Source organism: Calothrix sp. NIES-3974, from assembly GCF_002368395.1.
Lineage (GTDB): Bacteria > Cyanobacteriota > Cyanobacteriia > Cyanobacteriales > Nostocaceae > NIES-3974.
Genome location: NZ_AP018254.1, coordinates 3,443,042 through 3,456,109, shown reverse-complemented (window position 1 = coordinate 3,456,109; position 13,068 = coordinate 3,443,042). Strand labels below are relative to the sequence as shown.

13 protein-coding genes, 1 pseudogene and 1 riboswitch are annotated in these 13,068 nt (G+C 43.0%); of the genes and pseudogenes, 8 read left to right on the top strand and 6 right to left on the bottom strand.

The window, feature by feature from the left end; genetic code table 11:
- Positions 1–106 precede the first annotated feature (106 nt).
- The 4 genes from CDC37_RS13940 (at position 107) to CDC37_RS13930 (ending at position 2,265) form a co-directional block, all read left to right on the top strand.
- A complete protein-coding gene (locus CDC37_RS13940) occupies positions 107–859 on the top strand; it encodes a DUF364 domain-containing protein (protein WP_096622558.1) in 753 nt (250 codons plus the stop codon).
- A gap of 284 nt (positions 860–1,143) precedes the next feature.
- Positions 1,144–1,683, top strand: coding sequence for a hypothetical protein (locus CDC37_RS13935; protein ID WP_231943063.1), 540 nt, complete (start codon positions 1,144–1,146; stop codon positions 1,681–1,683).
- Entirely contained in the window at positions 1,677–1,856 is a 180-nt protein-coding gene (locus tag CDC37_RS24730) for a hypothetical protein (RefSeq protein ID WP_172892783.1), read from the top strand. The genes CDC37_RS13935 and CDC37_RS24730 overlap by 7 nt, the downstream gene beginning before the upstream one ends.
- On the top strand, positions 1,789–2,265 hold the full coding sequence (locus CDC37_RS13930; protein WP_096622556.1) for a TspO/MBR family protein: 477 nt from the start codon (positions 1,789–1,791) through the stop codon (positions 2,263–2,265). The genes CDC37_RS24730 and CDC37_RS13930 overlap by 68 nt, the downstream gene beginning before the upstream one ends.
- Positions 2,266–2,327: 62 nt before the next feature.
- On the opposite strand, the gene ispF is transcribed toward CDC37_RS13930, so the two are convergent.
- Positions 2,328–2,810, bottom strand: a complete 483-nt coding sequence (ispF, locus tag CDC37_RS13925) for a 2-C-methyl-D-erythritol 2,4-cyclodiphosphate synthase (protein WP_096622555.1) — start codon at positions 2,808–2,810, stop codon at positions 2,328–2,330.
- Between the two features lie 1,184 nt (positions 2,811–3,994).
- Between ispF and CDC37_RS13920 the strand changes: the two genes are divergently transcribed.
- Positions 3,995–4,762, top strand: a complete 768-nt coding sequence (locus CDC37_RS13920) for an SDR family NAD(P)-dependent oxidoreductase (protein WP_096622554.1) — start codon at positions 3,995–3,997, stop codon at positions 4,760–4,762.
- Between the two features lie 30 nt (positions 4,763–4,792).
- Here CDC37_RS13920 and CDC37_RS13915 read toward each other — a convergent pair whose 3' ends face one another.
- On the bottom strand, positions 4,793–6,580 hold the full coding sequence (locus CDC37_RS13915) for a serine/threonine-protein kinase (protein WP_096622553.1): 1,788 nt from the start codon (positions 6,578–6,580) through the stop codon (positions 4,793–4,795).
- Positions 6,581–6,978: 398 nt separating this feature from the next.
- Positions 6,979–7,142: riboswitch (cyclic di-AMP (ydaO/yuaA leader) on the top strand.
- 70 nt (positions 7,143–7,212) lie between these two features.
- Between CDC37_RS13915 and CDC37_RS13910 the strand changes: the two are divergent.
- Positions 7,213–7,845, top strand: a pseudogene (locus CDC37_RS13910) (ABC transporter ATP-binding protein); the annotation flags it as partial.
- A 34-nt stretch (positions 7,846–7,879) separates the two neighbouring features.
- Here CDC37_RS13910 and CDC37_RS13905 read toward each other — a convergent pair.
- The gene (locus tag CDC37_RS13905; protein WP_096622552.1) at positions 7,880–8,680 is read right to left on the bottom strand and encodes a M15 family metallopeptidase; all 801 of its coding nucleotides are present in this window, start codon (positions 8,678–8,680) and stop codon (positions 7,880–7,882) included.
- A gap of 2 nt (positions 8,681–8,682) precedes the next feature.
- Positions 8,683–8,844 carry a hypothetical protein gene (locus tag CDC37_RS24355; protein ID WP_157780749.1) on the bottom strand — a complete coding sequence of 54 codons (162 nt, stop codon included), beginning with the start codon at positions 8,842–8,844 and terminating at the stop codon, positions 8,683–8,685.
- Positions 8,845–9,251: 407 nt separating this feature from the next.
- Between CDC37_RS24355 and CDC37_RS13900 the strand changes: the two genes are divergently transcribed.
- A complete protein-coding gene (locus tag CDC37_RS13900; RefSeq protein ID WP_231943062.1) occupies positions 9,252–9,902 on the top strand; it encodes a SanA/YdcF family protein in 651 nt (216 codons plus the stop codon).
- Positions 9,903–10,210: 308 nt separating this feature from the next.
- Here the strand turns inward: CDC37_RS13900 and CDC37_RS13895 are convergent, their stop codons facing one another.
- Both CDC37_RS13895 and CDC37_RS13890 read right to left on the bottom strand, forming a co-directional pair.
- Positions 10,211–11,176: an integron integrase gene (locus tag CDC37_RS13895; RefSeq protein ID WP_096622550.1), complete on the bottom strand. Its 966-nt coding sequence runs from the start codon at positions 11,174–11,176 to the stop codon at positions 10,211–10,213.
- A 320-nt stretch (positions 11,177–11,496) separates the two neighbouring features.
- Positions 11,497–12,432, bottom strand: a complete 936-nt coding sequence (locus tag CDC37_RS13890) for a LysR family transcriptional regulator (protein ID WP_096622549.1) — start codon at positions 12,430–12,432, stop codon at positions 11,497–11,499.
- Between the two features lie 141 nt (positions 12,433–12,573).
- On the opposite strand from CDC37_RS13890, the gene CDC37_RS13885 reads away from it, so the two are divergent.
- Positions 12,574–13,059, top strand: a complete 486-nt coding sequence (locus tag CDC37_RS13885) for an ester cyclase (RefSeq protein WP_096622548.1) — start codon at positions 12,574–12,576, stop codon at positions 13,057–13,059.
- Positions 13,060–13,068 lie beyond the last annotated feature (9 nt).

Here is a 13,068-nt window from a genome sequence, read left to right as displayed (position 1 = left end):
GCTTGCGAGGAGGGGAGACAAGTGTTGATTCATGTTTAATCATCTCACATGTTCGAGGAGGGGAGACAACTGTTGATTCATGTTTAATCATCTCAAATGTTCAGTGATGAAAGTACATCCACGGGAAATTTATCGTTTGTTGCGCGGTTCGGTTCCAAATGGGAAGCATGTATCGGAGTTGATTATTGGTTTGACTTGGACCTATTGTCGGGTGGATGGGGTGGGTTTGTGTATGAGTCCTGGTATTAGTACGCGAACTCTTTCTTGGTCGGGAACAATTGTAAATACACCAGTGGAAGATTTAGCAGTGTGGTTGGAGTCGTGGGATAGTTATCAAGCGACTGTGGGGATGGCTGCTGTTAATGCGGTGATTAATCATACTTCGCCTTTGTTAGCTGCTGCACAACCCCTCAAACCCCAAAAATCACCTAATTTAGCAGTGTTTGAATATTTCTTACCGTTAATGCGATCGCAAAAAGTGGTGGTGATTGGTCGCTATCCGGGTTTGTCTGTGTATGAACAGGAGGTTGATTTAACGGTGTTGGAACGTCAACCGTCTCCCCAGGATTTACCGGATATTGCTTGTGAATATTTGCTCCCGGATGCAGATTGGGTGTTTTTGACTGCGACTTCAATTGCAAATAAGTCTTTTCCCCGGTTGGTGGAGTTGTCACAACACGCAAATTTAGTACTGATGGGACCGACTTTACCTTGGTTGGAGGACTTGGGAAGGATGGGGATTGATTATTTAGCTGGGGTTGCAGTAACTCATCCCCAAAGATTGCGACAGACGATTTGTGAGGGGGGTGGTGTGAGGATTTTTGAAACTGGTGTGGAATACCGAGTTTTGAAGTTTTGACATACTCCCCGTCCTGAAGGAGCGGGGATTCTGGGGTCAAACAGCAATTTTAGTCTTTTATAACCCTGTATCCAGCAAATATCAGCGTTTAAACACCCTACTTACACCTACCCAAATTTCGATGAAATCTTTCACCCTAATTATGTTTTTTCGGTAAATATTCCTTCCGCTAGATCCGAAATATCACGATATTCAGTATTTGTTGGGTATATACAAATAAAACGATAAATATACCCAATTGCATGAACAGGACGTTTTTTGTCAAAATTGTTACAATATCTTTGATGTCGTTAGGGGGTATTGGAATACTTGGGGGTGGATTCCTCCTCAGTCGCACAGTTAATCGTCAGGAAGAATCATCGGTTGTCAGTAACATTTCGGACTATCAAATAATCCGTAATAAAATCTGGTTGAACCCCCAGGAAATTAGCCATTTTCCGACGGAAATACCAGCAGATGCACAGGTAAAAGGTTTTATTTACTCACCAGCATCCGCGACGGGTGGTAGCGCTTTGCAGTTGCGTTTACAAAAATCCCCATCCCAAGTACGAGAATTACTGAGTCACTACCGACAAATAGCCCAAGCTAAATATTACGGTGGACATACCAACGAACATTTGAATCGCGTTCGCGGTTTACCAACTACCTTTTTTTATACTGGTAATCATGAAGGTGATAACGCATTCCCCGCAAGTTATGAAATCCTCGTATTGGGGACAAAAGATGAGGGAATTACGGGTTTCCCCTGGAGTCATGGCCATAGTTATGGTGTGGCAATTAATACTCAGGCTGCGGAAATAGTTTACTGGGCTGAAGTTTGGTAGTATGGGGGGTTTGGGATGTTCCGGAGGTGATTGTGTTTGGAGAGGGGAAGATTGGTTTAAGATGGGAACAGCGATCGCATATCGCCATTGTTTTGGGCTGTTTTCATGTTGAAATCATGGATGGTTATTGCTGGTGTTGCGGTGATTGTGGCAATATTGGCAAACACAATTAGTTCACCGGATGATTTGCGTTGGTTTAACCGTTTGCAGCGTCCTAGTTGGTTGACTTTTGAACGTTTAATTCCCCTGATTTGGACGGTTATTTTTGTTTGTGGGGGTTGGTCGGCTTATATTGTTTGGGAAGCAAATCCGGGAACCCTCAACACCTGGTTATTAATGGGATTATACGTATTATTAGAAACTGTCACAATGTTGTATACCTCCGTCATGGCAAAATTACGGAGTTTGCGAGTGGGTGCAATGATTGGTGCAACAGGTTTTTTCGTATGTGCATTTCTAGCTGTGGCTGTGTTTCGTGTTTCCAGTACAGCAGTTTGGTTATTAGTACCCTACTTACTATGGAGTCCGATTGGTACTTACACGACTTGGGCAATGATTCCCCTCAATCCTCAAGACGCTTGAGTTAATAAGACAAAATTACTTCGGAAGGGACGACTTGTTAGACAGCAAGTTCCCCTCAATCCTCAAGACGCTTGAGTTAATAATACGACAGCATAGGCACAAATGCCTTCTTCCCGACCAACGGGTCCAAGTTTTTCATTGGTAGTTGCTTTCACACCGACTTGATTTGGTTCCAGGTCTAAAACCTTGGCTAGATTTCCTCGCATTTTGTCAATATGGGGTTTGAGTTTGGGACGTTCAGCAACTACTACCGAATCAATGTTAGCAATTTTCCAACCTTGCGATCGCACTAGTTGATTAACTTGGGTTAACAGGACTAAGCTATTAGCACCGGACCATTGGGGGTCGGAGGGGGGAAAATAATGACCAATATCACCCAAGGATAATGCTCCTAACATGGCATCCATAATTGCATGGGTCAACACATCCGCATCACTATGTCCTAGTAAACCTAGTTCATGGGGGATATCCACACCACCTAAAATTAAACGTCTTCCAGTGGTGAGACGGTGTATATCATAGCCGTTACCAATCCGAATGCTCATAGCTGTGTTGATTTGGTTGAAAATCAAGGATTGATTATATCAAAATTAGAAGTCATTTTCATGCAGTGATGGGTGATTTTTTGTATTTTCTGTCTTCTAGTAACTATTCACGGTTAAACTTTGCGATAGAATTCACGAGTTGTGATTGAATAATATTTGACTTCAGATGTATTTTGATTTCTGCTGATTATCACATGTAATATCGATTCTCTTGTACTTTGGAATGAATGAAACTAGAATAATCAACGGTTACAGCCCCTGATATGTAGTAAGCATTAGCGTAAAAGATATAACTCTAGTTATGATTAATTCAACATGGGTTAATATTTAGAACTAAAGGATAAATCTAAATATTTCATAAGTGGGATTTTTTGAACTAAAAAATATTTCAGAATCAAGAATAATTAGTTAGTTCACCCTATACCCGCATTTCTCACAAAACCCTAAAACTCATGGGGAATAGGGAATAGAAGGAAAATCAATCGGTTACTCAAGGCTTACAACTTACTCGTGAGAAATCCAGGTATATCATCATATGCAATACAAGCTTAATTAGCAGATTATTTCGTTTTCAACTTTCTCCCTTGCTTTTCGTCTGATGTAATTATGACAATAATTGGCTGATACAGCAGTCCGAAGGGGATTTGTGAAATCTTATATGTAGGGTTGTTAACGGTTGACAGTTGACGGTTAACAGTCACTAGTCATCAGTCAACGGCACGCTATTTTTCACAACTTAAATCGGATTGCTGTAGATATAGAAGTCTATCCTATCCATTCTAGGGAAAAATTCCCATAATTTTAAATGTTATACCAATTTGATATTGAAGATGTAGATGACGAAACCTACCCCCTAATCCCCTCTCCCTACTTGTGAGAAGGGGAAACAAAAATCCAGTTCTCTAAGGTAAGTTTGCTTAGTATTAGGGAGGGGTTGAATTCGCAAGCAACTTAACAAAGAATTGGTATTAGATATATTCGCTTTGTTCAAAACCAGTTTTGAATTGACCATGTAGATAAATATACTCCTTCTATACAACATCAGAAAATATTGCAAAATATCGGCTTTATTTTTTCGATGTTAGAGATATGGAATGCGCTGTGTTGATTGTGGAAAAATTTCTAGTTGATTGATACAGAGAAATATTATTATCACCTCTTCAGGTATATATAAAAAGGTAATTATGGATAGAGTTAAAGATAAAGTTATTATTATTACTGGAGCAGCTTTAGGTATTGGTCGAGCAACCAGTATATTGCTAGCAAAAGAAGGAGCAAAAGTCGCTGTTACGGATATTTTGGTTGATGAAGGCAAAGCCCTAGTGGAAGAGATTCAAAAAAATGGCGGAGAAGCAGAATTTTGGCATTTAGATGTGACCAATGAAAATCAAATTGAACGGGTTTTTGCGGATGTTTATCAAAAATGGGGAAAAATCGATGTTTTGGTAAATAATGCGGGAATCTCAGGAGTGAATAAACCAACCCACAAAATCAAACAGGAAGAGTGGAATCTGGTGATGTCAATTAATGTTAATGGGGTGTTTTTATGTACCAAACATGCTGTAAATTTGATGTTAAATCATGGTGGTGGAAGTATTGTTAATCTATCTGCTGCCTATGGATTAGTTGGCTCTCCCAGTCTTCCGGCTTACCATGCTTCTAAAGGTGCGGTACGGTTAATGAGTAAAACCGATGCCTTAACCTATGCCCATCATAATATTCGTGTAAATTCGGTTCATCCAGGTTTTATTATGACACCGATGATTGAAGAACATTTAGGTGGGAAAGAAAACGTTGAACATGGCAAGAAATTTCTCGACCGTCTACAACCTTTAGGACATATCGGTGAACCAGATGATATTGCCTATGGGATTTTATATCTAGCTTCCGATGAATCTAAATTTATCACCGGTGCAGAATTAGTGATTGATGGAGGTTATACTGCTGGTTAAGTTTTGGTGGGGGTTGCCAAACTACCAGTTTTACCTCGCAACTCGATCGACTTGATCCGCAGCGATCGCATACCAAATTTGGGCATAGGTTTGAGGGTTGAGTCTACCATTACCACGTCTCACACCGGGGAAAAGTCGGTCAAATTTGGTGTTAGTATCAATATTCAGTTGGCGAATCGTGTAATTCCCAAACTCCCCATTATTGGCACGACTTACCCACCCTTGGTAATCCTGTCCGCTATAATTACCAAGTCTACGACGGGCGGCACTACTTAGCTGGGCTTGTTCCAATTTTGACAACAATTCATTGCCCTGTTTTAACCACTCTTGCCGTAAGGCTGCATCTTCAGGATTACCAGTTAAGGCACGCCCCCGGACTTCTGGATTTTGAGTATAAAAAATATCGTTAACCGTTTGCACAAAAAAACCATCGGGAATTTCTAACTGTTGACGACGGTTGCTGAGATTGGCAATGGTTTGATTATCTTGATTTCTTTGATTATTATTACCATTACCACCATTGGAGTTACCATTACCAGCATCAGGTAAACTAGGCAAACTGGGTAAAGAGACATTGGGGAGAGAAATCGAAGAAACACCGCGAATCACCCCATTAACAACCGCCACACTACCAGCAATGACCAACACTACTACTGTAGTACCCACCATACTGACCGCAAAGGGACGTAACCACCCAGGAAAAGGAATTAAAGCAGCGATCGCTTGGGTTTGTTGATGGAATTTTGTACCCAAAGCAGTTTTACTTAAACGAGCAGCAGGTGCAGCTACCATTGTTGCGATTTTGGTGATACGGCTATTGGGGGGATTAACTTGATGAGTTAGATGACTTTGATTACTATGATTCATAGTAGAAACAGGTGCAACCGTCACAGGAGCAGCTAAACCATCCAAAGCCAAAAAAACATCCTTAGCACTTTGTAAGCGATCGCTAGGTTTAAGGGCAACCATTTTTTTGAGTACCCGTCCCAACTCAGGACTAACTTGAATCGCACTCCCCCAACGCCAAGCACCCTCGTAACTATCATACAAATCCTGGGGTTCCTTCCCAGTTAATAATACCAGAGCCGTCACCCCTAACGAGTAAATATCGCTACAAGGAAACACCTTACCTTGGCGAATTTGTTCTTCTGGAGCATAACCTTTTTTACCCAACAAAGTGCGATTTACACCCAATTGGGTAGCCCAAAAACCCTGGGAAGCAGGTAACTGTTTCACCGCACCAAAATCAATTAACATTGGCAGGTTATTATCCCGTCGTCGCATCAAATTATCCGGGGAAATATCACGGTGAATTACATCACGGGAATGCAAATAGGTTAACACAGGTAAAACTTGCCGCAGCAGGAGAATAACTTCCTCCTCAGTAAACCTTTTTCCCTCAGCAAGGCGTTGATTTAATAAATCCCAATAGGTTTCCCCATCCACAAAATCCTGGACTAAAAAGAAAAAATCCTTCGTACCAAACTGAGTTTGGAGAGTACGATGAAACTTAGGAATTTGAGCATGTTGTAGTTTTTTTAAAACATCCGCCTCCCGCTCAAATAACTCCTTCGCCTTGAGAACATCCTCCGGATTCTCAACCTGGGGAGCAAACTCCTTTATCACACAAGCCTTCTGCTCCTGGTGAGTATCCTCAACCAAATAGGTACGTCCAAACCCACCCTGTCCCAAAGTCCGTACCACCCGATAGCGATTTGCCACCATCTCACCCGGTGGAATTGCCAAAGCCTCACCACACTGCGTACAAAAACGATTACCAGCAACATTCGGGTGTTGTTTACTGCAAAAAACCTGCATAAGCACCAAGGAATTAAGGAATTAATGAAAGGGATTTTCTAAACTGCTACAACCCATGACTTGATTTTTACGGATATAGTGTCGCTGATTTGCGGAAATTGGCATAGGGATAGGGGGTAAGGTTTTTCATCCCTATTATTTTGCCAATTACATACCGCAAAACATCTAATCACGTAAAATAAATAACCCATGTAGAGACGCGATATATCGTGCCTCTACGATAATTGTTGATTTGAACACAAATAATAGCTGATGGATTATTTCATCTCGGATTAGGGATTATCTTTGGATTGGTTGCAGGTATATTCACCTGGATGGTGATGCGGAGGAGAGATAGTAATAGCACTCAGAATAATTCCTTGACATAAATATTAAATCTTCGTTATGATAACTCTAATCGAACAAGTCAGCCTAGTCTAGCGATATACACAGTATCCCTAGAGCGGGGGAACCAGTAAAGGGGCGTATTTCCAGTTTTTTTTACCAACTACACGGTAATTGGAAAGGGACATCTCTCAGTCCTAGCCCGTCAGCTAACCTCGTCGGCATTGAGGGAGATCGAATCGTCTGTATTTATATATAAGCGTTTCACTATCCCAGTTTTTTTTACTACGGCTTGTTCGCTTCATTAGATAGTTGGTGGTTTGGAACAGGCTTCTGGAGGACAAGTGTTTTTAGAGGGACAGCCAATCCGCAAGCCAGGAGCTGATCGGATGATGGTGTTCCAGCAGTATTCCCTATTACCCTGGCTGACGGTGCGAGAGAATGTACGATTGGCGGTGGATGAAGTGTGCGATCGCCTGTCACCTGCCGAGAAGAAAGAATTGGTGGAGGAGCATCTCGCTATGGTCAATCTTACTGCTGCTGCCACCAAATATCCTGATGAGTTGTCGGGGGGGATGAAACAGCGAGTCGGTATTGCCCGCGCTCTCGCCATCTGTCCCAAAATGCTGCTGATGGATGAACCCTTTGGGGCACTTGATGCCCTGACTCGAGGACGTTTGCAACGGCAGGTACTCGATATCTGGGAGCGGAACCCCCAGGCGGTAATGATGATTACCCACGATGTGGACGAGGCTATCTATATGGCTGATCGCATTGTGATGATGACTAACGGTCCCCATGCCCAAATAGGCGAAATTTTGACTGTGCCCTTTAACCATCCCCGCGATCGAACTGCCCTGCGCGAGGCAAAGGAATATTATGACCTGCGTAACCATGCTTTAGATTTTCTTGATCGCTATTTTGAGCAAATGGCTGGTTAGTTGGGTCATCTCTAGACGACCCGTCGGGTCGTCTCTACTGCTGTTTCGGTTTAATGTTACGAGCTTTGTAAAAGGTTTCTAAACTATCGCGATCGCCAACAAATCGCCAATGCCAAGGTTCGTAACTTACCCCTTGTTGATTATCCCTGGGAAAGGACAGTTCAAAACCATATTTAGCAGCATTTTGACTCATCCATGCAAAGGCTTTAGTTTTCTCAAAATTTTCGCTTAAATTAGTCGCTGGTGTATTCCCATCCCCAATATCTACCGCGTATCCGGTATGGTGTTCGCTGTAACCAGGGGGTGCGCTTAGTGCTGCTCGTTGAGCTGGGGTTTGGTTGCGTTGAGCGCCAACACCAAAAAATAATTGCTTCTGTTCCTGCTCGGAACGAAAGGCCGAAATTGGTACTATATTCACACCTGAGCGTCGTGCATCCTGCACCATGAGATGAAATTTCTCGGCTGCTGCTCTACGCAAACGCAAACGCGGATGACCGGGAATTGGCACTAAATCGCTTTCCGGTGCTTCCGGGTATGGTAAATGTCCTAGTAAAGCCTGTGTTGTATTATCTGTATTTTCTACTGGGGTCTGGTCTGGATTTACCTGGGATTTAGTTTCACCCTCTTTCGCTTGACGGGATGCGGTCAAAGAAAAAATAAAACCACTCAACCCAGCAATTAACACAAACCCTAATATCCCAGCAGCAATCAAAAAAATGACTCGTAAACCTCGTTGCGGTGCAGCATCAGGAGTATCGCGCAATGCTGCTGGAATGTCTTCTCCCGAACCATGTGCGGAATTATGGGGTTTCCCCGGCTGTCCAGCATTACTCAAGGTTAAACTCCTGTTTTTGATTGATTGTAACCACCACCGATTCTAAACCGTAAATAATAAAACACAACAGCCAACATTTTACAATAGGGGGAGTCGGGAATCGGGAGTTGGGAGTTGGGAGTCGGGAATCGGGAATTGGGAGTCGGGAATTCCCTCGCACCCATGCTCCGCGTGGGTGCAGAATCTACGAGGCTCCTGCCTCGTGAACGAAGGCAGTAGCCCTCGCTAACTAAGTGACCACCCAGAGCATAGTCACTAGATATAACATTTTACAATCAATAGGGGGAATCAGGAGTCGGGAGTCGGGAATTCCCTCGCACCCATGCTCCGCGTGGGTGCAGAATCTACGAGGCTCCTGCCTCGTGAACAAAGGCAGTAGCCCTCGCTGACTGAGTGAATCGGGAGTCGGGAATTGGGGATGCAGAGGAGTATATTTAATTACTTGCATATCTAAGTTATTCTGTCTCTTGTCTCCCGTATTCTTTATCAAATCTGGGAACTGGGAAATGGCTAGTGCATTCGTTAAAATATAGAAATTTCTTCTCCACGACCTTCACACATGTTGTCTAAAATGTTATTTAGCCACTGGCGGTTATTACTGATTATTATTTTCGGAAGTAGTGCGGTTCTAACTCCCCTATTCCTGAGTTCCTACGTGAATGCAGCGACTAATCAACGCCGATTTACCCAGGTCTCGAAAGTACCTTCCCAACCTGTAGCGATTGTGTTTGGTGCGGGGGTTTCCCCGGAGGGAGTTCCATCACCGATGTTAGCAGACCGGGTTGATGCAGCAATTGAGTTATATAAGCAAGGTCATGTCAAAAAGTTGTTGATGACGGGTGACAATAGTCGCGAAGATTATAACGAAGTTGGGGTTATGCAGCAGTATGCGGTGGAAAACGGGGTTCCCATTGAAGATATTACCCTTGACCATGCTGGATTTAGTACCTATGAAAGTTGTTACCGTGCTAGGAAAATCTTTGGTGTGGAGCAAGCGGTGTTAGTCACTCAGAATTTCCATCTCCCCCGTGCTGTGTATACTTGCAACCAACTGGGAGTAGAATCCGTGGGTTTAGGAACTCCTGATTGGGAACGATATAGCTCGAAAACGGTGGGAAGATATACCCTGCGAGAAAAGTTATCTATTCTCAAGGCAATTTGGGAAATTCATGTCACCCGTCCCCAACCAACTTTTTTGGGTAATTTTGAAGGTATTAAGTAGGGAAAAAGCAGTAAAGAAATCGGGTTTCTCAAACAAACTCGATTTCTAGGATGATGGCGATCGCAATACAATTTCAGAAAATGATTCTGTACATGTTAGTAAACTTCAAATTTGACGAAGTGATGTCTAACACTGCGTTGGTACAGACATTACAGAGCTTATTGGCGAGCGTCTTCTGCGATCGCAGTGGTCAAGTTCGTTCAGGGTAAAACTAGACGTTGCTCTTGGAGGCATTTGTTTTCAAGGTTTAACCCACGATTGCGCGATCGCTCTACAGGGTAGTAGGTTAAATCCGGCAATATCATAGTCTACCCATCCAAAGGACTACGAACAGCTTTACCACCCCGATTAAGAACATGGGTATAAATCATCGTGGTTTTCACGTCTTTGTGTCCGAGTAATTCCTGAACGGTGCGAATGTCGTAGCCATTTTGGAGCAAATGGGTAGCAAAACTGTGGCGAAATGTGTGACAACCCACTTTTTTTGCAATTTTCGCGGCTCTAACAGCTTGTTTTAAAGCTTTTTGTAAGCTGCTCTCATGTAAATGATGGCGACGGACTTCCCCGCTACGGGGGTCTTTGGATATGCTACCGGAAGGGAAGACAAATTGCCAAATCCAATCATACTTTGCCCGCACATATTTTCTTTCCAGCGCATAGGGCAAATAAACCGAACCGTAGCCTTTTTCTAAATCTTGAATATGTAGAATTTTAACGCTTTGTAAATGAATCTTAAGTTCCTCTGCGATGCTTTCTGGCAACATTGTCACTCGACTTTCATTTCCCTTTGTGTCGCGGACAGTGATTTGAAGTTGTTCAAAATCAATATCTTTAACTCGTAAATTTAAAGCTTCGTTCAACCTCATTCCGGTACCGTAAAGTAATTTAATTAAAAGTTGATGAACGCCAGATAATTTTTGAATAATTAATATAACTTCGTCTTTCGTTAAAACCGTTGGTAAATATTTGGATTTCTTTGCCCGTACTGCATCGACTTTCAAATCTAAATCTTGTTTTAATACCTCTTTGTAGAGAAAAAGAACAGCATGAAGTGCTTGGTTTTGCGTTGATGCAGCCACATTTTCATGGACAGCAAGATGCGTTAAAAATTCTTCAATTTCCTTACTCCCCATATCTTTGGGATGGCGCTTATTATGAAAAAGGATATAGCGTCTAATCCAATAGATATAGGTTTTCTCCGTTTGATAAGAATAGTGCTTAAGCCGGATAATATCTTGCACCTGTTCGAGTAGCTTTTTTGGGCGTTGTTCCATATAATGTTTTGTAGAAAATTCCGTATAATACTCTAAATAAGGATGTTATACGGAAAAATTCCATATAACTCCTAGACTTATACGGAAAAATTCCATATAATCCTTCTGTGAAAGGTGTTTATACGGAAAAATTCGGTATAATATCTGAATGAGGGCATAAAAAAGAATTTTTCCGTGTAATATGAAAAGAGAGGCTATAATCCTTGATATACCAGGATTGAGAAAAAGATTATACGGAAACTTTCCGTATAATAAATAGTTGTGCCGCTTCGTTTCTAGGTGGTGGTGGCAATTTGAAATTTCTCTGTTGATGTGCTAAGTCAAGTTGTTGTCAGATTTGCTGGCAGAGTACACATTTTTGTAAACACCTCTTTTTGGGTTGCCATAAATTCCACAAATGCTCGAATTCGCGGCGCGACAAAGCGACGATCGAGATAACAAGCCCACACCGGAACTTCTGGTGGTCGGTAAGGGTGGAGGACTTCTAATAAATGACCAGCCGAAATTGCTTCCGCTGCCAAGAACGTGGGCATCTGGCTCAAACCTATTCCAGCGATCGCAGACCGCACAATCGCATCTGCATTATCAAACACAACCGAACCACTCACTGCATATCGTTCCACCTTGCCATCCACAGCAAAAGACCAGGGATAGAAGCGCCCGGTCGCTCGATTGCGAAAGTTCAAACAGGAATGTTGTTGAAGCTCCTCTGGATGCTGGGGTTGCCCATATTGCTCAAAATAGATCGGTGAACCACAGACAATCGCAGGGTAAGTGACCAGTTGCCGAACAATCAGGTTTGCACTGTCGCTCAGTTGTCCTGTGCGAATCGCCACATCAATCCCCTGTTCAGCTAGATCGACGGTGCGATCGTCCATTGAGATATCTAGAACAATCTCTGGAAAAGCTTGGGTGAATGACTTGAGAATAGGCACTAGGCAAACTCGTCCAAATGCTGTCGGAACACTGACGGTCAATCGCCCTCTGGGAGTTGCACGGCTGCCTTGGATTTCGGCTTCCAATGCCTCTAGCTCTCCTAGTAATTGCTGACATCCTTCATAAAAGCGAACTCCATCCGCAGTGAGGCTAATACTGCGGGTCGTGCGATGAAACAGTTTGATGCCTAAGTCTGCTTCTAAACGAGCGACTGCTTTGCTCACCGCAGAGGTGGACAATCCCAGCACATTCGATGCCTGGGCAAAGCTTTGAACCTCTGCAACTCGCACAAATGCCAGCATATTCGACAAGCTCTTCATAACGATTATTGAAAAAAGGTGGATAAAGAAGTGAAATCTAGCCCCTTCTCAAAAGATTGTAAACAAAATATCTTGGAAATCAAGGAGAGCAGCGAAGACAAATGCAGCCTCCCAACCAACTATCTTTCTGAGGAAACAATTATGACGACTCAATATCCCTTTGTCCGTGAACTCTACGATGCATTTCAAAACGGTGAACTCGATCGCTGGGATGCCTTAGTTGCAGAAGATGTCTTAGTTAATTCCACGATGGGACGAGGTATTCAAGGACGAGAAGCCCTGAAAGGATGGGCAGGGCAATTTGTAAATGCCTTACAATCGCGAGTCGATTTGGTGGACGAATTTGAAGCGATCGATGCAGCAGGGAATGGTCGCGCCTTCTTTACAGTGTGCCTAGATTGGAAACATGCGGAAGTTTTTATGGGGATGCAACCCACGGGGCGAGAAGGCACTTCGATTGAAACCATGCTCCTGACGATCGAGAATGGAAAGGTTGTGCGGTGGGATGTTGCGGACAACACGGTTGAAATCAACATCTATTTCTGGGAGCGAGGCTGGGCAATTCCTCACAATGTTCATCCAGAGATTCTTGTGAAAGGAATGGCACGTCGTCCCAGCGTTGCTTAGTGCTTGCCA